The following is an 18604-nucleotide window of genomic DNA, read 5'->3' as shown; positions in this document are numbered from 1 at the left end:
GCCCGGGCCACCCGCGGGTGGCGCCCCCGCCTCCTGGACGGTCCGAGCGATCTTGTTGCGGACCCGCCGCCGCACTAGGCTCCGTCGTCGTGCAGGGGAATCCCGCGGACCTCACCACCCGTCACCTCCTGGGCCCGCCAGGGCGGAAGGGCTCCGGAACGGACGATGCCGAGGCCGGCCGGACCGTCTCCTGGTGGCGCCGTGTGCGGGGAACGCTCCTCGGCTGCGCGACGGCCCTGGCCGGATTCCTCTACGTCGTCCTCGCCGGAAGCGTTCTCGGCCCCTTCCTGCTGTGGCCGCGCACCCGGGCCCGCGCCCTCCGCGTCTTCGTGGCCGGAGCCCGACGGCAGGCGGAGCTGGAACGGAAGCGCAGGTCGTCCTTCTTCGGCGACCGCTTCCCGGAGCACTACGAGGCGTCCGACCGCAGGGTCCTCCGCTACCTGGCGGCCCGCAGCTACGCCGGGCTGTTGTGCGCCCTCGTGATCGGGCTGCTGGGTTGTGGTGCCGTCCTGGCGGGACTGCTCACGAGGGGGATGCTGCGGGGTTCGCTCCGGTGGGAGGAGCTGCTCGTGCAGGCCGTCCTCGGCGGTGTGCTGCTCTTCCTCGACCTCCAGGGGCTCCGCTCGCTCCTCGCTCTGGACTCCCGGCTCGCCCGCGCGTGCTTCGGCCCCTCCGAGCAGGAACTGTTGCGCCGGCGGGTCGACGAACTGGCCGGAAGCCGGGCGGCGGCCGTCCGGGCGGTGGACGCCGAGCGCCGGCGCATCGAGCGCGACCTCCACGACGGAATCCAGCAGCGGCTGGTTGCCCTGGCCATGCTGCTCGGCCGGGCCCGCAGGGGACGCGACCCGGGGCAGGCGGACGCGCTGCTGCGCCAGGCGCACCAGGAGGCGGGGGACGTCCTCGCGGAACTGCGCGAAGTGGCCTGGCGGGTCTACCCCTCGGCGCTCGACAGCCTGGGGCTGGAGGAGGCCCTGGGAGGGGTGTCCGAGCGGTGCTCGATCCCCGTCCGCACGGAGTTCGATGTCCGCGGGCCCCTGCCCCGGCCGGTGGAGACCGCCGCGTACTTCGTGGTGTCGGAGTCCGTGACCAACGCGGCCAAGCACGCGGTCGCCACGGCTGTGTCCGTGCGCGTGCTGCTCGACCGCGGAGTGCTCACGGTGTGCGTCCAGGACAACGGCAAGGGCGGCGCGGACCCCGCGGGCATCGGGCTGAGCGGTCTGCGCAGCCGGGTGGACGCGCTCGACGGCACTCTGCGCGTCGACAGCCCCGAGGGGGGACCGACCACGGTGACCGCGGAGCTTCCATGCGCCTGATGCTCGCCGAGGACTCGGCCCTGCTGCGCGAGGGGCTGGTCCGGCTCCTCGTCGAGGAGGGGCACGAGGTTCTGGCCTCGTTCGGGGACGCGGTGTCCCTGCTGAAGGAGATGGAGGCACGGCGGCCGGACGTCGTCGTCCTCGACATCCGGATGCCTCCGACGCACACCGTGGAAGGGCTGCGCGCGGCGCTGGAGATCCGCGAGCGGTGGCCGGACACCGGTGTGCTGGTGCTGTCGCAGCACATCGAACGCCACTACGCGGCCCAACTGCTGGCCTCCGGCGCGGAAGGGGTGGGGTACCTCCTCAAGGACCGGGTCGCCCAGGTCGAGGAGTTCCTGGAGGCGTTGGAGCGCGTGCGGGCCGGTGGCGCCGCCCTCGATCCCGAGGTGGTCCGGCAGCTTGTCGTCCGCTCCGCCCACGGTGACCCCCTGGCCCGCCTCACACCGCGCGAACGCGATGTCCTCGAAGCCCTGGCCCAGGGGCTCACCAACACGGCGATCGCGAAGCAGCTCCACATCTCCGTGAGCGCGGTCGAGAAGAACCTCAACGCGATCTTCGACAAGCTGGATCTGTCGCGGACCACCGGTCACAGCCGGCGGATCCTCGCCGTCCTGAGGTACCTGGAGTCGTAGCCGGGCGCGAGGCGTTGCGGCCTGCCGGAGCGCCTGCGGGATACCGTCGGTCCCATGGACGGTGGCCTTGATCGCCGGGGTTGGCTCGCCTGCTGTCTCAGCGGGGCGGTGTTCGCGGTGTGCATGGCGGGGACCACTCTGCCGACGCCGCTCTACAGCCTCTACCAGCAGAAGCTCGGCTTCTCCGAGCTGACGGTGACCGTGGTGTACGCCGTGTACGCCTTCGGCGTCATCGGGGTGCTCCTGCTGGCGGGAAACGCCTCCGACGCGGTCGGCAGACGCCCGGTGCTGCTCTGGGGCCTGGGCTGCGCGGCGGCGAGCGCGGTCTGCTTCCTGTGCGCCACCGCTCTGGGCTGGCTCTTCGCGGGACGGCTGCTGTCGGGCCTGTCGGCCGGGCTGTTCACCGGGGCGGCCACCGCGTACGTCATGGAGCTGGCGCCGGGCAGGGGCTCTCCCAGGGCCTCGTTCGTGGCGACGGCGGCGAACATGGGCGGCCTGGGCTGCGGGCCGCTGCTCGCCGGGATCCTCGCGCAGTACGCGCCCTGGCCGCTGTACCTGCCGTTCGTCGTGCACCTGGCGCTGCTGGCCGTCTCCGTGGTCGTCCTGCTCGGCCTGAAGGAGACCGTGGGCGAGCGGCGGCCCCTGAACACCGTCCGTCCGCAGCGGCCCGGACTGCCGCCCGGAGTCCGGGCGGTGTTCCGGCCGGCGGCGGCTGCGTCCTTCGTGGGGTTCGCGCTGTTCGGGGTGTTCACCTCGGTCAGCCCGGCGTTCCTGTCCGAGTTCCTGGACGTCGACAACCACGCGGTGAGCGGGCTGATCGTCGCGCTGGCCTTCTTCGCCTCGATCGCCGGGCAGTCGGCCGTCGGCCGGATCGGTGAGCGGCGGTCACTGCCCCTGGGCTGCGCGGGACTCCTCGGCGGGCTCGCGCTGCTCGCGGCCGCGCTGTGGTGGCAGTTGCTGCCCCTGGTGGTGCTGAGCGCACTCCTCGGCGGCGCGGGCCAGGGGCTGACCTTCCGGGCCGCCCTGGCCCAAGTGGCCGCGGCGTCACCGGCCGACAAGCGGGCGGCGGTCATCTCGACGCTGTTCGTGGTGGCCTACGCGGGCATCTCGCTGCCGGTGATCGGCGTGGGCGTCCTGTCGGTCCACATCGGCCTCCAGGACGCGGGGCTGGTCTTCATCGCGTGCATGGCCGTCCTGGTGTCGTGCGCCGGTGTCTACCTGCTGCGGCGCCCGGCGGGTGCCGCGGCGGCGTGAGAGAGCGGTGGCCCCCGGTCGGCGCTTCCGTCCCCAGTGGGGCGAGCCGAACGGCCGAGGGCCCCTCAGGCACCGCGGGAAGGAGTCGCCGCGACCCCACCCGTCTCCTGTTCCGCCAATCACTCTTGACCGCCAGGCACTTTGCAATACAAAGTAGATGTGCGGGGTGGCCGACGGCTACCGAGGCACGACCGACGGGGGACGTCATGGGAAGGCCGGCATCAAGCAGTACGGAGTCAGGGCCGGAGGCTCACGCGGCCGGCCTCCTGGCGACGGCGGAAAGCCTGCGGGCCGGCACCCGCGCGCAGATGAACGGCTCGTGGATCTCCCTCGTCGGCCTCGGCCTTCTCGCCCTGGCGGCCGCTCCCGTCGCCCGGTACGCCTTCAACTTCGGAGCCCACGGCCGCAACGTCGCGTCCTATCCGCTCTTCGCGTACGCGGAGCTGAGCGGCCTCTGCGTGGTCCATGAGCCAGGAACGCCGTGCCTGAAAGGCGAGTTCGACGGCGCCACCCTGCGCTTCGCGGCCTGGGGCGTGTGGTTCGCGCTTCTCCCCCTGGCCTGGTTCGTCTTCGCCCGCTGGTACCGCGTGCGCGGCGAGTCCAGGGGCGTCGTCCCGCGTCGCGGCGCGTGGATCCGTACGACCGCCCTGGCCACCGCGGCGATCGGGACGGCCCTGCTGGCACTGCTGTTCGTCCGGGGCCAGTCGTGGGAGGCAACTCTGCTGGAGAACAGCTACACCTCGCCCTGGTATCTGGCCGGCATCGGCCTCGTCGCCCTCGGACTGGTCGAACGCAGCTGGATCGCCGTAGCCGCCGGTACCGCCCACGCGTTGTTGCTGACCGGCTATCTCGGCGCGTCCTGGGGCAGCGGCTGGGTTCCCGGGCAGCACCCCGTCCACCCGGGCTGGGCCGACGGCCCCGAGGCCAAGGCGTTGCTGCTCGCCGCTGTCCTGCTCCTCGGCGGCCTGGCCGAACGGGCGGTCTCCCTCCGCCGAGCCGCGTCCGGGGACGCCGGTACGGGTACGGTTGCCCCATGAGTGTCGGGGCCTCGGCTGCTACGTCGGACGAGCAAGAAGGACCGCATCCGACCCAGTCGCTGGACGACACCGTCCACCAACGTGTGCGGCTCGGCGTTCTCACCATCGCCCGGGAAGCCGACCGGGTGGAGTTCGGTTTCCTGAAGAAGCAGCTGGCCGTCACGGACGGGAACCTCTCGCGGCATCTGAGGGTGCTGGAGGAATCGGGTCTGATCACCGTGGAGAAGGGCTATGCGGGCCGGCGCCCCCGGACATGGGTCACCCTCACCCGGGACGGCGCGCGTGCCCTGGACGCCGAACTCCGGGCCCTGCGTGCGCTCGTCCTCCGCCTGGACCGCTCCCCCGCTCCCCGCACCTGACGTCGGTTCAGCAGCCCCGGCCCGCTTCCGTGCCCGGGACAGAATTCCCCCCGCCCCGGGCACGCAAGCGGGATGAAACACCCACCGCAGGACTAGGGTCGGCAGGTGAGCCGAACCGAGGAGCGCGCCGAAGGCGCAGGGCCGTTCACGACCCGTCTGACCTGGCGCCTCAGTGATGGAAGCACCGCTGTCTGGGACTCACGGCGGGCGCGGAAGCGCGGCCTGCTCACCGTGCGGGCCTCAGGAGAGTCCGGGAACCGGCCCCGACGCGCGGACACCGCGTCGGTGGATCGCCTCCGCAGGCTGAACGCCATCGCCGCGGGCGCGTTCGCGGCCGGCGGGGGCCTGTTCGTCTCCGGGGCCTCGGTGGCCCAGTTCGGCACGGGCGGTGCGACGGGTGCCTGGATCTACTTCCTCGGAGGCCTGTTCTTCAACACGGGCGGCTACGCGTCCCTGCTCCAGGTGATCAACGCTCCTCGCCAGGACAGCCGCAGCGGGGCGCTTTCCCCACGACTCTGGAGATGGTGGAGCTACGAACCCGGCCGGATCGACTGGCTCAGCACCTTCCTGCTGTTCGCGGGAACGCTGGTGTTCGGGATCAACCTGCTCGGCTCCCTGATGCAAGGGCTCTCCGTACGGCAGGCGAACGCGCTGATCTGGTCCCCCGACCTGATCGGGTGCACGCTGTTCCTCGTCTCCGGACACCTCGCCCTGGTCGAGGTGTGCCACGGCCGGCCCGGCATCCGTACGCGCGATCTCGGCTGGTGGATCGTCGCGGTCAACCAGCTCGGATCGGTGCTCTTCATGGCCTCGGCACTGGCCGACTTCACCCGCCCCGCCACGGGGAGCGTCCTGAACGTCGACATCGCCAACTGGGGCACGCTCACGGGCGCGGCCTGCTTCTCCGCCGGCGGGGTGCTGCAGTTCTACGAGCGGCCCTGATCCGCCGAGAAGGAGCATGTCCCGCACGGGCGGACCGCGCTCTGCGCATACAGCACTTGCTGCGGCCTCACCGATGCCCGGCAGCTCGACTCCGCGGGCACCGTTTCCCGAGAACTCGGAGTGGCCGGACGGCGACCGGCTCTTCCGCGTCGGCCGCCTGCGGCGGAAGGACGCCGTACCCGACAGCGAATGGGGCGCCGTCCGGTCGGTCATGCGCTCGCCGGCACACCTGCGCGGCGACGAGGGAGTCCGCCTCGTCGTCCGGTTCGACGGCTGACGCCACCAGAACCGAATCCACCGGCCGACTACGCCGGAGGCCGGCCGGGCCGGATCCGCCCCTGGACCGACCGTGCTGATGGATCGCGCTCTTCGGGGATCGGCACAGCACTACGGGAGTGGAACGAGACCCGCACGAGAGTGGGACGAGACGGAGTGAGCCTGTTCCCCCGGGGGACAGGCTGGGGGCAGCCGGGGGGACACACCCCGACAAGGGCGGATCCCGGTGGGACGGCGTGGGATTTCGGGGGCCGGCAGGCCCGCTCCGCAGCGACACGTGCACGCACGAAAAAACCCCGCCCGACCTGGTGTTTAAGCAGGTCGGACGGGGTTTCCCGTCCTGTGGCGGCGCCAGGGTTCGAACCTGGGTAGGCGAAGCCGGCAGATTTACAGTCTGCTCCCTTTGGCCACTCGGGCACACCGCCTGGAACGACGCCTCGGATCCCCGTAAGGGCTCCTTGGCGACGACGTAAACGATACCCGATACCCAGGGGTGCTACGCCACCCGGTTGATCAGCACCGGGCGCCGGCGGGGGTGGCTAGGCTTTGTGCCGTACCCACCGCATACGACGCAAGGAGCCACACGTCATGGCCGACTCCAGTTTCGACATCGTCTCGAAGGTCGAGCGGCAGGAGGTCGACAACGCCCTCAACCAGGCCGCCAAGGAGATCTCCCAGCGCTACGACTTCAAGGGGACGGGCGCGTCGATCTCCTGGTCCGGCGAGAAGATCCTCATGGAGGCGAACGGCGAGGAGCGGGTCAAGGCGATCCTCGACATCTTCCAGTCCAAGCTGATCAAGCGCGGGATCTCCCTGAAGTCGCTGGACGCGGGCGAGCCCCAGCTCTCCGGCAAGGAGTACAAGATCTTCGCCACGATCGAGGAGGGCATCTCCCAGGAGAACGCCAAGAAGGTGGCGAAGATCATTCGCGATGAGGGCCCGAAGGGCGTCAAGGCGCTGGTCCAGGGCGACGAGCTGCGCGTCAGCTCCAAGAGCCGGGACGACCTGCAGGAGGTGCAGGCGCTGGTCAAGGGCAAGGACCTCGACTTCGCGGTGCAGTTCGCCAACTACCGGTAGACGGCTCGCTGCCGTGTGCAGCGGGGCGCGGGCGGGGCGGGAAGCGCCGTGCGGCGCTTCCCGCCCCGTTGCCGTTCGCGTGGCAGCGGGCAGCGGCGACCGGGGGCCGGGTCAGCGGCGTTCGCGGGAGTTGCCGAAGAGCAGCCGGTAGGCGATCAGCAGGACGAGGGATCCCGCGATGGCGGCGACCCAGGTAGCCGCGTCGAAGAAGTCCGTGCTGATGGGGCGGTCCAGGAAGCGCGACGACAGCCAGCCGCCGAGGAAGGCGCCCACGACGCCTATCAGGGTGGTGCCGATGATGCCCCCGGGGTCGCGGCCCGGAAGCAGGATTTTGGCTATGGCGCCGGCCAGCAGCCCAAGGATGATCCAGCTGATGATGCTCATGTCCGCGTTCCTACCCGTCACTCGTTCCTGCAAGCCATGACGCCTTCAGGACGGGTGCGGTTGCCGGCCGGCCGTTCCGTCAGTGGCCCACGAGCGGCTGGTCGCTCGGGACGATCTCCTTGCCGAAGGGCATCAGCGAGACCGGGATGAGCTTGAAGTTCGCGATGCCCAGCGGGATGCCGATGATCGTGACGCACAGGGCGATGCCGGTGAAGATGTGGCCGAGCGCGAGCCACCAGCCCGCCAGGACGACCCAGAGGACGTTGCCGATGAGGGAGCCGCCTCCGGCTCCGGGACGGTCCACGACGGTGCGGCCGAAGGGCCAGAGGGCGTAGACGCCGATACGGAACGCGGCCACGCCGAAGGGGATGCCGATGATCGTGATGCAGAGCAGGAGCCCCGCGGCGATGTAGCCCAGGAACATCCAGAGTCCGCACAGGACCAGCCATATGACGTTCAGGATTGCGTTCATGGTCGATACCCTGCCATCTGCTCGAGTCGGGCGATGCGTTCAGCCATGGGCGGGTGGGTGGAGAACATCTTGGACATGCCCTGCCCGGGACGGAACGGGTTCGCGATCATCATGTGGCTCGCGGTCTCGATCCGCGGTTCGGGCGGGAGCGGAAGCTGTTTGGTCCCGGCGTCCAGCTTGCGCAGGGCGGACGCCAGGGCGAGCGGGTCGCCGGTGAGCTGAGCCCCGGACGCGTCGGCCTGGTACTCACGGGATCGGCTCACGGCGAGCTGGATCACGGAGGCGGCGAGCGGGCCGAGGATCATGATCAGGAGCATCCCGAGGAGACCGGGGCCGTCGTCGTCGTCCGACCGCCCGACGGGGATGAGCCAGGCGAAGTTGACCAGGAACATGACGACGGAGGCGAGGGCTCCCGCGACGGAGGAGATGAGGATGTCGCGGTTGTAGACGTGGCTCAGCTCATGGCCGAGCACGCCGCGCAGTTCGCGCTCGTCGAGGATCTGGAGGATGCCCTCGGTGCAGCACACGGCGGCGTTGCGCGGGTTGCGGCCGGTGGCGAAGGCGTTCGGTGCCTGCGTCGGGGAGATGTAGAGCCGGGGCATGGGCTGGCGCGCCGCAGTCGAGAGCTCGCGGACCGTGCGGTAGAGCTGCGGTGCCTCGAATTCGCTGACCGGGCGGGCCCTCATGGCGCGCAGGGCGAGCTTGTCGCTGTTCCAGTACGCGTAGGCGTTGGTGGCGAGCGCGACGAGGAGGGCCACGATCAGGCCGGTCCGTCCGAAGAAGCTGCCGATGACGATGATGAGGGCCGAGAGGCCCCCGAGGAGTACAGCGGTTTTCAGCCCGTTGTGCCGGCGGTGCACGGTACGCCCTCCAAATGGTGCAGCAGGGGAACCCTTGCTCGGTGGTGCTCCACTCCCCAGTGGAACGTCCTGTACTGGTCAACGCGAGGCGAAGGGAGCTAGTTCCCTTGTGCGAGGTGGCCGGGGGCACAGGCAGCAGGGGCGGATCCTGGTGGATCCGCCCCTGGGCCGTACGGGTGGAAGTGCCGCCGCGGGCGGGTGGCTCCGCGCGGTGGAGGGGTCAGCGCTGGGCGGGGAGCCCCGCGAGAGCGCGCGCCTCGGCGTCCGGCTCGACCTCACAGGTGCAGTGCGCGCACCGGCTGGCGACCGAGGGGATCTCGCTGAAGCACTGGGGGCAGTCGCGCAGGGCGGCCTTGATGTCGGCCGCCTTCTCCTCCGCCTTGGCCGTGAAGCGGTTCTGGACCTTGGCCATGGGGAGGACGACCAGGAAGTAGAGGACCGCGGCGGTGATGAGGAAGGCGATGGCGGCGCTGATGAAGAGGCCGTAGGGGAACGTCACGCCGTCGACGGAGTAGGAGGCCTTGCTGAAGTCTCCGGTGCCGCGGGTGAAGAGGCCGATCAGCGGCAGGATGAAGGCGTTGCTGAAGGCGGTGACGACAGCGGTGAAGGCGGCTCCCACGGCGAGGCCGATGGCCATGGAGATGACGTTCCCGCGGAGGATGAAGTCCTTGAACCCGTTCAGCACCGCTCTGGCTCCTCTGTGCTCTTCTGTGTGGTCGTCCTGCGTCCCTTTTCGTGACGCCTGCACGCATGACCATGCCCTGTCCGCGGCTCCGCGGGCAAGCCGGTCGGAGCGGCTCAGAAGAGGCTGACGGCGGCGAAGCGGAGGATGAGCTGCGGTGCCCCGGAGAGTGTGATTCCGGCTACGGCGGTCAGGACGATCGCCACGGTGAGCGGCGCGGGGACCCGGTGCGTGGGCGCGGCGGGGACGTCTTCGGCGGCCGTGTCCTTCGCCGGGCTCCTGAAGAGCGCGGCGGTCCACCGGAGGTAGTAGTACAGCGCGATCACGACGTTGACGGCCATGACGACGGCGAGCCAGCCGAGTCCCGCGTCGACGGCCGTGGAGAAGACCGTGACCTTGGCGAAGAGGCCCACGATGCCGGGCGGCAGGCCCGCGAGGCAGAGCAGGAAGAAGCCCAGGGCGAGCGCGGCCAGGGGCCGGGTTGCGTAAAGGCCGCGGTAGTCGCTGAGGCGGTTGCCGGGGTGGCTGCGGGCGACCAGGGCGGCGACCGCGAAGGCTCCGAGGTTCACCACGGCGTACATGAGCGCGTAGGCGACGGTCGAGCCGATCTGTGTGTCCCCGGCGTAGGCGGCTGCCGCGATCGGTACGAGGAGGTAGCCGGCCTGGCCGACGGACGACCAGGCGAGGAGGCGCACGGCGCTCCGGGCGCGGGTGGCGTTCTGGCGGAGCGCGGCGAGGTTGCCCGTGGTCATGGTCAGCGCGGCGAGGACGGCCAGGGCCGGGCCCCAGACGTCGGCGTACGACGGGAAGCCGATGACGGTGACGAGGATGAGGCCGGAGAAACCGACCGCCTTGCCGACGACCGAGAGGTACGCGGCGATGGGGAGCGGCGCCCCCACGTAGGTGTCGGGGACCCAGAAGTGGAACGGGGCGACGGCCGTCTTGAAGGCGAAGCCGACCAGGGTGAGGACGACGCCCGCCTCGGCGAGGGTGGTGAACCTGCCCGGTACGTCGTCGAGCCGGGCGGCGATCTCCGTGAGGTGCATGGTGCCGGTGGTGGCGTAGACGAAGCTGACGCCGAGGAGCATGACGGCGGTGGCGACGACCGAGGAGAGGAAGAACTTCAGGGCGGCCTCGGAGGAGCGCCGGTCGCCGCGCTTGATGCCGACGAGGGCGAACGCGGGGAGCGAGGCGACTTCGAGCGCGACGACGAGGGTGGCCAGGTCCCGGGCCGCCGGCAGGAGCGCCGCGCCCGCCGCGGAGGAGAGCAGCAGGAACCAGAACTCGCCGGCGGGGAGCTTGCGGGTGTCGCCGATCGAGAGCAGCGCGGTGAGCAGTGCTCCGCCGAGCACGAGCGCCTGGATGACGAGCGCGAAGTGGTCGGCGGTGTAGCTGCAGGCCTGGGTGGCGCCGGTGAGGCAGAAGGTGGAGCGGTCACCGGCGCGCAGCGGGACGAGCACGGCGAGCGCGGCGACGAGCCCGGCCACCGCCCCGTAGCCGAGGAGCGGCTTGTGCCGTTCGCCGACGAAGAGGTCCGCGACGAGGATCAGCAGGGCTGCGGACGCCGCGATGACGGGGGGTGCGATGGCGAGCCAGTCGACGGACTGGACGAGGCTTTCCGCCCCGGTTGCGCTGCCGGCTGCCACGGTCACGACTTGCCTCCTGCGAGGAGCTTCTGCACGGCCGGGTCGGTGAGGCCGAGGAGGACGGCGGGCCAGAGGCCGGCAAGGACGGTCAGGGCGGCGAGCGGGGTCCAGGCGGCGAATTCGTAGCGCTGGATGTCGGCGACCGGGTGGGGCTGCTCGCGGTGCTCGCCCATGCAGACGCGGCGTACGACGATCAGCATGTACGCGGCGGTGAGCAGGGTGCCGAAGGCGCCGATCGCCATGAAGGTGAGGAAGGCGGGGCGGCTGAGTCCCGCGGCGGGGTCGAAGGCGCCGAACAGCGTGAGCATCTCGCCCCAGAATCCGGCGAGGCCGGGGAGTCCGAGCGACGCGACCGCGGCGAAGGCGAGGAGTCCGCCGAGCCGGGGGGCGCGGCCGTAGAGGGCGGCTCCGGTGGCACCCGACAGGGTGTCGAGGTCGGCGGTGCCGTAGCGGTCCTTGACGGCGCCGACCAGGAAGAACAGCAGGCCGGTGATGAGGCCGTGGGCGATGTTCGCGAAGAGCGCGCCGTTGACGCCGGTCGGGGTCATCGTCGCGATGCCGAGGAGCACGAAGCCCATGTGGCCCACGGAGGAGTAGGCGATCAGGCGCTTGAGGTCGCCCTTGGCGCCGGGGCGGGCGAGGGCGAGGCAGGCGAGGGATCCGTAGATGATCCCGACGACGGCGAAGGCGGCGAGGTACGGCGCGAAGGTCCGCATCCCGTCGGGGGCGACGGGGAGCAGGATCCGGACGAAGCCGTAGGTGCCCATCTTCAGCAGCACGCCGGCGAGGAGGACGGAGCCGACGGTGGGGGCCGCGGTGTGGGCGTCCGGCAGCCAGCTGTGCAGGGGCCACATCGGGGTCTTCACGGCGAGCCCGATCCCGACGGCGAGTACGGCGATGACCTGCACGGACGTGGTCAGGCCACGGCCGTTGTCAGTGGCGAGTGCCACCATGTCGAAGGTGCCGCTCTTCAGTCCGATGAGGAGCAGCCCCAGCAGCATGATCACGGAACCGAGCAGGGTGTAGAGGATGAACTTCCAGGCGGCGGGCTGCTTCCGGTCGCCGCCCCAGCGGGCGATGAGGAAGTACATCGGGATGAGGACCATCTCGAAGGCCAGGAAGAACAGCATCAGGTCGAGGACGGCGAAGGTCGCGAGGGTGCCGGCCTCGAGGACGAGGACGAGAGCGACGAAGGCCTTCGGGGAGGGTCCCGCGGGGAGCTTGAAGTAGCTGTAGAGCGCGCAGAGGAAGGTCAGCAGCGCGGTCAGCACGAGAAGGGGGAGCGAGATGCCGTCTGTGCCGAGATGGATCCGGACGTCGAGTGCCGGGATCCAGCTGATGTCCGTGGTGGCCTGCATCCTCGACGGGTGGTCGTGGTCGAAGCCGGCGGCCAGGACGAGCGTGGCCAGGAGTACGGCGCCGGTGACGGTCACGCCGTGGCGGAGCACGGCCTGGTCGGGGCTGCTGCCCTTGAGCCCGGGCGGGGCGGGCAGGAGGGCCGCGACCGCGCCGAGGAGCGGGGCGACGACGACGAACGCCAGAAGGAACTGCATCACGGATGCGCTGATATCGAACACGGCTCACGCCCCGGCGTAGACGTTGGCAAAGACGACGGCGGCGATCGCCAGGACAAGGGTTCCGGCGAGCAGCGCGCCGAGGTAGGTCTGCACGTTGCCCGTCTGGGCGCGGCGGACCGCGGTGCCGAGTCCGCGGGCGATGCTGCCCGAGCCGCGTACGTAGGTCTCGACGACCTCGCGGTCCAGGAAGCGGACGAGCCGGGCGGCGGCGGCGACGGGGCGGACGAACACCGCCGTGTAGAGGGCGTCCAGGTGGAAGCCGGTCACCGCGTGGCGGTGGAGCGGGCCCAGCAGGAGACGGCCGGGGTCCGAGGGGTCCTGGGCGTCCGCGATGGTGCCGTACGCGGCGGTGTGCGAGGTCATCGCCTCGGCCTCCACGAGGGCGGGTTCGGCGTCGGGGTGGGCGGCGACGGCGCCGACCGGGGGGCGGTCGGCGAGCGCCGTGGTGTGGCGCCAGGCCCCGTAGGTGACGAGTCCGCCGACGAGCCCGACGCCGGTGGAGAGGACGGCGGTCGTGAGGGAGGGGGTGAGGCTGTGTCCGTCGAACCAGTCGGTGAGGGTGCCGACGGTGAGGCCGAAGGCGATCGTCGGGACGGCGAGGACCCAGAGCACGGAGGTCATCGCGACGGGCTGCCTGCCGTGGTCGGGGGCCTCGGGGCCGCGTCCGCGGAAGGCCAGGAGCCACAGCCGGGTGGCATAGGCGGCGGTGAGGACCGCCGCCGCGAGTCCGGCGACGAGGATCGTCCAGCCCGCCGCGGCCGGTGCGACGTCGCGGTCCCCGAAGGCGGTGTGCTCGGCGGCGACGAGAACGGCTTCCTTCGAGAAGAAGCCGGCGAACGGGGGGATGGCGGCGAGCGCGAGAAGGGCGACGGTCATCGTCCAGTAGGCGTCCGGGATCCGCTTGGTCAGGCCTCCCATGCGGGACATCGCGGCGAGTGAGTTGGTGCCGGCCGCGTGGATGACGACGCCCGCGGCAAGGAAGAGGACTGCTTTGAAGGCGCCGTGGGACAGGAGGTGGAAGACGGCGGCCCCGCGGTCGCCGACGGCGAGGGCGCCGGACATGTAGCCGAGCTGGCCGATCGTCGAGTAGGCGAGGACGCGCTTGATGTCGTCCTGGGCGAGTGCGGCGAGTCCAGAACCGACCATGGTGACGGCCGCCATCACGGCGAGGACGACGAGGGCGGCGCCCGAGGCGGCGAAGACGGGCAGGAGCCGGGCCACGAAGTAGATGCCGGCGGCGACCATCGTCGCGGCGTGGATCAGCGCGGAGACGGGGGTGGGGCCGGCCATCGCGTCGGGCAGCCAGGTGTGCAGGGGGAACTGCGCGGACTTGCCCGCGACACCGGCGAGGAGCAGCAGGGCGACGATCGTGGGGTGGTCGAGTCCGCCGTTGGTGACCGCGGCCAGGATGCCGGTGATGCGGAAGGTCCCGGTGTCCGCGGCGAGCGCGAACAGGCCGATGAGGAACGGCACGTCGCCGAGCTTGGTGACGAGGAAGGCCTTGAGGGAGGCGGCGCGCGCCTCGGGGGTCTCCCAGTAGTGGCCGACGAGGAAGTACGAGCAGATGCCCATGATCTCCCAGCCGACCAGGAGCACCATCAGGTCGCCGGAGTAGACGACGAGCAGCATCGCGGAGGTGAAGAGGGAGACGAGGGCCGCGTACGAGGGGTAGCGGACGTCGTCCTTGAGATACGCCGTCGAGTAGATCTGCACGCAGGTGGCGACGAGCCCGACGAGGACGGCGACGAGGACGGCGAAGCCGTCGAGGTGCAGGGCGAGGTCGATCGGGACGGAGCCGGTGGGGGTCAGCTGCGTCGCGGCGTCGATGGGGCGGCCGCCGCCCTGGCGCGCGGCGACGACGACGGCGAGCACGGCGGCGGTCAGGGTCGGCAGGACGGCGAGGGGGCGGACGAAGCCGGGTGCGCTCCGGCCCAGGAGCAGCCCTGCGGCGGCACCCAGGAAGGGAAGGAGGGGGACGAGGACGGCGAGGGTCGTGGTGGTCACGCGGTGGCCTCTGCCTTCTTTGCCTTCCCTGCCGGAGCAGTGGCCTGGTCTGCGGTGGTGTCCTGGGAGCCGTCGTCGGCGTCGTCCGGGAGCGATTCGGCGTCGTCGGTCTCCGCGGTGTCGCGGAGACGGTCGATGTCCGAGCTGCCGCGGTTGCGGTAGACGGCCAGGACGATCGCGAGCCCGATACCGATCTCGGCCGCGGCGATGGCGATCGTGAAGAGGGTGAGGGCCTGGCCGGCGTGGAGCGCGTCGCGGAGCCAGACGTCGAAGGCGACCAGGTTGAGGTTGACGGCGTTGAGCATGAGCTCGACGGACATCAGGACGAGGATCACGTTGCGGCGGGCCAGCACTCCGTACAGCCCGGTGCAGAAGAGGAGGACGGCGAGGACGGCGGGATAGGCGAGGTGCATCAGCTCTGTTCCTCCCTCTCGGCCCGAAGGTTCCGGCCGGTCCGGCGGTCGTCGCTGCCCTTGCCGCCCTTGCCGCCGTTGCCGTCCTGGCGGTCCTTGCCGTCCTGGCGGTCCGTGCCGTCCGTGCCGTCCTTGCGGGACACGACGATCGCGCCCACGAGGGCGGCGAGCAGCAGGACGGAGAGTGCTTCGAAGGGCAGCACCCAGTGCCTGAAGAGGAATTCCCCGGAGGCCTTGGTCGAGCCCTGGGCGGGACCGTCCAGATCGATCCAGGTCGTACGGAAGGCGTCCACGACGACCCAGACCAGGGTGCCCGCGGCGGCGGCCGAGGCGCCGAGCGCGATCCACCGGTTGCCCGAGTCGGCGTCCGGGGAGCGGCCGATGGGGGCTCTGGTGAGCATCAGCCCGAAGAGGAGGAGGACGACGACGGAGCCGACGTAGATCAGGACCTGCACCCAGGCGATGAACTCAGCGGTGAGCAGCAGGTACTCCACCGCGATGCCGCCGAGTGCCACGACGAGCCAGAGGGCCGCGTGCACGAGCTGCTTGGTCGTGACGGTGATCAGGGCTGCGCCGAGGGTGGCGAGGCCGACGAGGACGAAGGCGATCTCGACACCGGTCGGGGAGAGGAAGCCGGGATGGCCGGCGGCGGCCGCGAGGGTCACTCCTGCCCCTCCTGTTCCGCTTCCTGGCCCGACCGCTGGGCTTCCTGTGCCTGGAGGGCCTCTTGGGCCTCCTGGGCCTCCTGGGCCTGGAGCTTGTCGGCCGTCTTGCGGGCGGCGGCGATCTCCTTGGGCTCCTCGGCCCCCGGGTCGAGCGCGGGCGGCTCGGGAACGGTCCACATCCACTCACGGAGCTTGTCGCGCTCGTGGGTGAGCTCGTGGATGTCCGTCTCCGCGTACTCGAACTCGGGCGACCAGAACAGCGCGTCGAAGGGGCACACCTCGATGCAGATACCGCAGTACATGCACAGGGCGAAGTCGATCGCGAAGCGGTCCAGGACGTTGCGGCTGCGCTCCCGGCCGCCGGGTGCGGCGGCGGGCATCGTCTCCTTGTGGGAGTCGATGTAGATGCACCAGTCGGGGCACTCGCGGGCGCAGAGCATGCAGACCGTGCAGTTCTCCTCGAACAGTCCGATGACTCCCCGGGTGCGGGGCGGCAGTTCGGGCTGGACGTCCGGGTACTGCGCGGTGACCGTGCGCTTCGTCATGGTCCGCAGGGTGACGGCGAGACCCTTGGCCAGGCCTGAGCCGGGGATCGGGGGCACTAGTTGATCGCCACCTTCACGATGCCGGTGAGCGCGATCTGCGCGAGGGCGAGGGGGATGAGCGTGGTCCAGGCGAGCTTCTGCAGCTGGTCCTCACGCAGGCGGGGGTAGGTGACCCGGAGCCAGATGACGACGAACGCGAGGACCGCGGTCTTGAGCAGGGTCCAGACCCAGCCGAGCCCGTCGGCGCCGAGCGGTCCGTGCCACCCGCCGAGGAAGAGGACGGTCGTCAGGCCGCACAGGACGACGATCCCGGCGTACTCGGCGAGCAGGAAGAGGGCGAAGCGAAGTCCCGTGTACTCGGTGTAGGCACCGAAGATGATCTCCGAGTCCGCGACCGGCATGTCGAAGGGCGGGCGCTGGAGTTCGGCGAGGCCCGCCACGAAGAAGACCAGGGCGCCGACGATCTGCCAGGGCAGCCACCACCACTCGAAGGCGTTGAGGATGCCGGGGAGGGAGACGGTGCCGGCCGCCATGGCCACGGACGCCGCGGCGAGCAGCATCGGCAGTTCGTAGGCGAGGAGCTGTGCGGCCGTGCGGAGACCGCCGAGGAGGGAGAACTTGTTGGCCGAGGCCCAGCCCGCCATCAGCGAGCCGAGCACGCCCACGCCCATGACGGCCAGCACGAAGAAGATGCCCGCGTCGACGACCTGACCGACCGCTCCCTCACCGGGGCCGATCGGGATGGCGACGATCACGAGGAGGTACGGGAGCAGGGCGACGGCGGGGGCCATCTGGAAGACGCGGCGGTCCGCGGCGGCCGGTACGACGTCTTCCTTCTGCGCGAACTTCACCCCGTCCGCGACGAGCTGGGCCCAGCCGTGGAAGCCGCCCGCGTACATGGGGCCGAGGCGGCCCTGCATGTGGGCCATCACCTTGTGCTCGGCCTGTCCCACGACGAGCGGGACCACCATGAACACGGCAAAGACGATGACGAGGCGGAGGGCGACGTCGAGTACGTCGTTCACGCGGTATCGCCTCCGGCAGGTCGGTCGGGACCGGCGGAACGGTCGGGTCGGGACGAGGAGTCGGGGTCCGGGTCAGGGGTGGAACGGTCCGGGTCGGTGCCGGACCCCTGGCCGTCCGGACCGCTGTCCGGGCCACGGTCCGGTTCGCGGACGTCATCGTCCTGCGCGGCGGTGTCCGAGGGTTCGGGCTCCGTCGGCTGCTCGGACTCGGGTGTGGGCTCGGCTGCCGGTTCCGACGGTGCGGACTCGGCAGACTGCTCGGGCGCGGGTTCGGCCGACGCGGACTCCGCCGACGCAGAGTCCGACGGTTCGGGCTCCGTCCGAGCAGGCCCGGAGGACTCGGGCTCGGAGGACGACTCGGGCTCGGAGGACTGTTCGGGCGCAGGCGCGGACCGTCGCTCCCCCGTCGGCTGCTCCGGGGCGGCCTCGTCGAACGCGGGGCGCGCGTCGTGCCAGGGTGCGTCGGCACTGCTCGCCGCGCCCCTCGCCCGTGCCGTGTCGCCGCCGCTCTGGGTGGTGCCGGTCTCCGTCGTGGCGGGCGGAGGTACGGAGGGCGGAGGTGTAGCTGCCGGAGGCGTCTCTGGCGCAGGCGTCCCTGCCGGAGGCGTCGCCGCCGGCCCCGCGGCCTGGCTCGCCGAGCCCTGGGAGACGCTGCGGCTGCGGCGCGGAGGCGACGCCTGCGGTGTCTCCGCCGCGTCGGGCCGCTGCGCCGCCGACCCCTCGGTCACGCTCCGGGCCCGGCGCACCGGGCGGTCGCCCGCCGCGCGCGCCCCTCGGGCCGGGCGGGCGGGAGCGGGCGGGAGCTGTCCCTTGAGCGGGCCCCATTCGTTGGGATCGGGCACCCCGGGCGGCAGCATCGTGCGCCGCTTGGGCCCGCCGTGCTCGGATTCGCCCGGCTCCTTCGCCCCCGGCCATGCCTTGGCGACCCGGGCCGCCAGGACGAAGTCCTTGCGCAGCGGGTGGCCCTCGAAGCTCTCGGGCAGCAGCAGGGGGACCAGGTGCGGGTGGTCCTCGAAGGCGATGCCGAACATCTCGTGCGTCTCGCGCTCGTGCCATGCCGCGCCCGCGTACACGCCGACGGCGGTGGGCAGGGTGGCCGCGTCGTGCGGGACGGTCGTACGGATCAGCAGGCGCCGGACCGTGCCGTCGCCGAGCGCGGCGACGTGGGCGCAGACGCGGAAGCCGGTGCCCGGTTCGTCGACGGCGCTCAGCCAGTCGAAGTAGGTGCAGCCCAGCGCGTCGCGGGCCGTTTCCAGGGCCCCGGTCCAGGACGCGGCAGGGACGTCCACGGTGAGCAGGTCGTACGCGTGCGCGGCGGTGGCGCCCTCGCCGAAGACGTCGGTGACGGCGTCGGGCAGCCGGTCGTAGGCGTCCGATGCGGCACCCGGGGTGGCGTCCGAGGCGGTGTCCGATGCGGCACCCGGGGTGGCGTCCGAGG

Annotated in this window: 20 protein-coding genes and 1 tRNA gene; 8 read left to right on the top strand and 13 right to left on the bottom strand. The window is 71.4% G+C overall.

All coding sequences use genetic code 11. The features are described 5' to 3' along the window. Positions 1-89: 89 nt before the first annotated feature. The 7 genes from OG488_RS22375 to OG488_RS22345 all read left to right on the top strand — a co-directional run bounded on the left by OG488_RS22375 (position 90) and on the right by OG488_RS22345 (position 5817). On the top strand, positions 90-1313 hold the full coding sequence (locus tag OG488_RS22375; RefSeq protein WP_443074238.1) for a sensor histidine kinase: 1224 nt from the start codon (positions 90-92) through the stop codon (positions 1311-1313). Beyond that, the gene (locus tag OG488_RS22370) at positions 1304-1948 is read left to right on the top strand and encodes a response regulator transcription factor (protein ID WP_329231796.1); all 645 of its coding nucleotides are present in this window, start codon (positions 1304-1306) and stop codon (positions 1946-1948) included. The genes OG488_RS22375 and OG488_RS22370 overlap by 10 nt, the downstream gene beginning before the upstream one ends. Positions 1949-2002: 54 nt before the next feature. After that, entirely contained in the window at positions 2003-3202 is a 1200-nt protein-coding gene (locus OG488_RS22365) for an MFS transporter (RefSeq protein WP_329231795.1), read from the top strand. 308 nt (positions 3203-3510) lie between these two features. After that, entirely contained in the window at positions 3511-4239 is a 729-nt protein-coding gene (locus OG488_RS22360) for a hypothetical protein (protein ID WP_329231793.1), read from the top strand. Then, positions 4236-4598, top strand: coding sequence for a winged helix-turn-helix domain-containing protein (locus tag OG488_RS22355; RefSeq protein WP_329231791.1), 363 nt, complete (start codon positions 4236-4238; stop codon positions 4596-4598). The genes OG488_RS22360 and OG488_RS22355 overlap by 4 nt, the downstream gene beginning before the upstream one ends. Before the next feature lie 105 nt (positions 4599-4703). Beyond that, positions 4704-5540 carry a hypothetical protein gene (locus tag OG488_RS22350; RefSeq protein WP_329231790.1) on the top strand — a complete coding sequence of 279 codons (837 nt, stop codon included), beginning with the start codon at positions 4704-4706 and terminating at the stop codon, positions 5538-5540. 73 nt (positions 5541-5613) lie between these two features. After that, entirely contained in the window at positions 5614-5817 is a 204-nt protein-coding gene (locus OG488_RS22345; RefSeq protein WP_329231788.1) for a hypothetical protein, read from the top strand. Positions 5818-6159: 342 nt separating this feature from the next. On the opposite strand, the gene OG488_RS22340 is transcribed toward OG488_RS22345, so the two are convergent. Beyond that, positions 6160-6241 (bottom strand) — tRNA-Tyr (locus tag OG488_RS22340). 163 nt (positions 6242-6404) lie between these two features. Here OG488_RS22340 and OG488_RS22335 point away from each other — a divergent pair. Continuing rightward, positions 6405-6893, top strand: coding sequence for a YajQ family cyclic di-GMP-binding protein (locus OG488_RS22335; protein ID WP_329231786.1), 489 nt, complete (start codon positions 6405-6407; stop codon positions 6891-6893). A gap of 111 nt (positions 6894-7004) precedes the next feature. Here OG488_RS22335 and OG488_RS22330 read toward each other — a convergent pair whose 3' ends face one another. From OG488_RS22330 to OG488_RS22275, 12 genes are all read right to left on the bottom strand, one after another. After that, positions 7005-7277, bottom strand: a complete 273-nt coding sequence (locus OG488_RS22330; protein WP_103517791.1) for a GlsB/YeaQ/YmgE family stress response membrane protein — start codon at positions 7275-7277, stop codon at positions 7005-7007. A gap of 79 nt (positions 7278-7356) precedes the next feature. Then, the gene (locus OG488_RS22325) at positions 7357-7749 is read right to left on the bottom strand and encodes a YccF domain-containing protein (RefSeq protein WP_329231782.1); all 393 of its coding nucleotides are present in this window, start codon (positions 7747-7749) and stop codon (positions 7357-7359) included. After that, complete coding sequence (htpX, locus tag OG488_RS22320) at positions 7746-8609, bottom strand: zinc metalloprotease HtpX (RefSeq protein WP_099173877.1); 864 nt, start codon at positions 8607-8609, stop codon at positions 7746-7748. The genes OG488_RS22325 and htpX overlap by 4 nt, the downstream gene beginning before the upstream one ends. 220 nt (positions 8610-8829) lie before the next feature. Continuing rightward, a complete protein-coding gene (gene mscL, locus OG488_RS22315) occupies positions 8830-9294 on the bottom strand; it encodes a large conductance mechanosensitive channel protein MscL (RefSeq protein WP_329231780.1) in 465 nt (154 codons plus the stop codon). A 113-nt stretch (positions 9295-9407) separates the two neighbouring features. Next, positions 9408-10943, bottom strand: coding sequence for an NADH-quinone oxidoreductase subunit N (locus OG488_RS22310; protein ID WP_329231778.1), 1536 nt, complete (start codon positions 10941-10943; stop codon positions 9408-9410). Next, positions 10940-12490, bottom strand: a complete 1551-nt coding sequence (locus OG488_RS22305) for a complex I subunit 4 family protein (RefSeq protein WP_329238922.1) — start codon at positions 12488-12490, stop codon at positions 10940-10942. The genes OG488_RS22310 and OG488_RS22305 overlap by 4 nt, the downstream gene beginning before the upstream one ends. 27 nt (positions 12491-12517) lie before the next feature. Then, positions 12518-14518 (bottom strand): NADH-quinone oxidoreductase subunit 5 family protein, encoded by a 2001-nt coding sequence (locus OG488_RS22300; RefSeq protein ID WP_329231776.1) that lies wholly within the window; start codon positions 14516-14518, stop codon positions 12518-12520. Then, positions 14515-14931: an NADH-quinone oxidoreductase subunit NuoK gene (gene nuoK / locus OG488_RS22295; protein WP_329231774.1), complete on the bottom strand. Its 417-nt coding sequence runs from the start codon at positions 14929-14931 to the stop codon at positions 14515-14517. Before nuoK ends, OG488_RS22300 begins: the two co-directional genes overlap by 4 nt. Then, the gene (locus OG488_RS22290; RefSeq protein ID WP_329231772.1) at positions 14931-15596 is read right to left on the bottom strand and encodes an NADH-quinone oxidoreductase subunit J family protein; all 666 of its coding nucleotides are present in this window, start codon (positions 15594-15596) and stop codon (positions 14931-14933) included. The genes nuoK and OG488_RS22290 overlap by 1 nt, the downstream gene beginning before the upstream one ends. Further along, positions 15593-16198, bottom strand: a complete 606-nt coding sequence (locus OG488_RS22285) for a NuoI/complex I 23 kDa subunit family protein (protein WP_329231769.1) — start codon at positions 16196-16198, stop codon at positions 15593-15595. The genes OG488_RS22290 and OG488_RS22285 overlap by 4 nt, the downstream gene beginning before the upstream one ends. Then, positions 16198-17166 carry a complex I subunit 1/NuoH family protein gene (locus OG488_RS22280; RefSeq protein ID WP_329231767.1) on the bottom strand — a complete coding sequence of 323 codons (969 nt, stop codon included), beginning with the start codon at positions 17164-17166 and terminating at the stop codon, positions 16198-16200. The genes OG488_RS22285 and OG488_RS22280 overlap by 1 nt, the downstream gene beginning before the upstream one ends. Beyond that, entirely contained in the window at positions 17163-18524 is a 1362-nt protein-coding gene (locus tag OG488_RS22275) for an NADH-quinone oxidoreductase subunit C (protein WP_329238919.1), read from the bottom strand. The genes OG488_RS22280 and OG488_RS22275 overlap by 4 nt, the downstream gene beginning before the upstream one ends. Between the last annotated feature and the right edge of the window lie 80 nt (positions 18525-18604).

This window comes from Streptomyces sp. NBC_01460, assembly GCF_036227405.1.
Classification (GTDB): domain Bacteria; phylum Actinomycetota; class Actinomycetes; order Streptomycetales; family Streptomycetaceae; genus Streptomyces.
Note: the sequence above shows the minus strand (reverse complement) of the source record. Positions and strands in the feature narration are given on the sequence as shown.

Bases quoted from the DNA above. Each gene is read 5' to 3' on its own strand.
- OG488_RS22370 (WP_329231796.1), top strand. From the start codon at position 1,304: ATGCGCCTGATGCTCGCCGAGGACTCGGCCCTGCTGCGCGAGGGGCTG.
- OG488_RS22365 (WP_329231795.1), top strand. From the start codon at position 2,003: ATGGACGGTGGCCTTGATCGCCGGGGTTGGCTCGCCTGCTGTCTCAGC.
- OG488_RS22360 (WP_329231793.1), top strand. From the start codon at position 3,511: ATGAACGGCTCGTGGATCTCCCTCGTCGGCCTCGGCCTTCTCGCCCTG.
- OG488_RS22355 (WP_329231791.1), top strand. From the start codon at position 4,236: ATGAGTGTCGGGGCCTCGGCTGCTACGTCGGACGAGCAAGAAGGACCG.
- OG488_RS22345 (WP_329231788.1), top strand. From the start codon at position 5,614: ATGCCCGGCAGCTCGACTCCGCGGGCACCGTTTCCCGAGAACTCGGAG.
- OG488_RS22335 (WP_329231786.1), top strand. From the start codon at position 6,405: ATGGCCGACTCCAGTTTCGACATCGTCTCGAAGGTCGAGCGGCAGGAG.
- OG488_RS22330 (WP_103517791.1), bottom strand. From the start codon at position 7,277: ATGAGCATCATCAGCTGGATCATCCTTGGGCTGCTGGCCGGCGCCATA.
- OG488_RS22325 (WP_329231782.1), bottom strand. From the start codon at position 7,749: ATGAACGCAATCCTGAACGTCATATGGCTGGTCCTGTGCGGACTCTGG.
- OG488_RS22305 (WP_329238922.1), bottom strand. From the start codon at position 12,490: ATGCAGTTCCTTCTGGCGTTCGTCGTCGTCGCCCCGCTCCTCGGCGCG.
- nuoK (WP_329231774.1), bottom strand. From the start codon at position 14,931: ATGCACCTCGCCTATCCCGCCGTCCTCGCCGTCCTCCTCTTCTGCACC.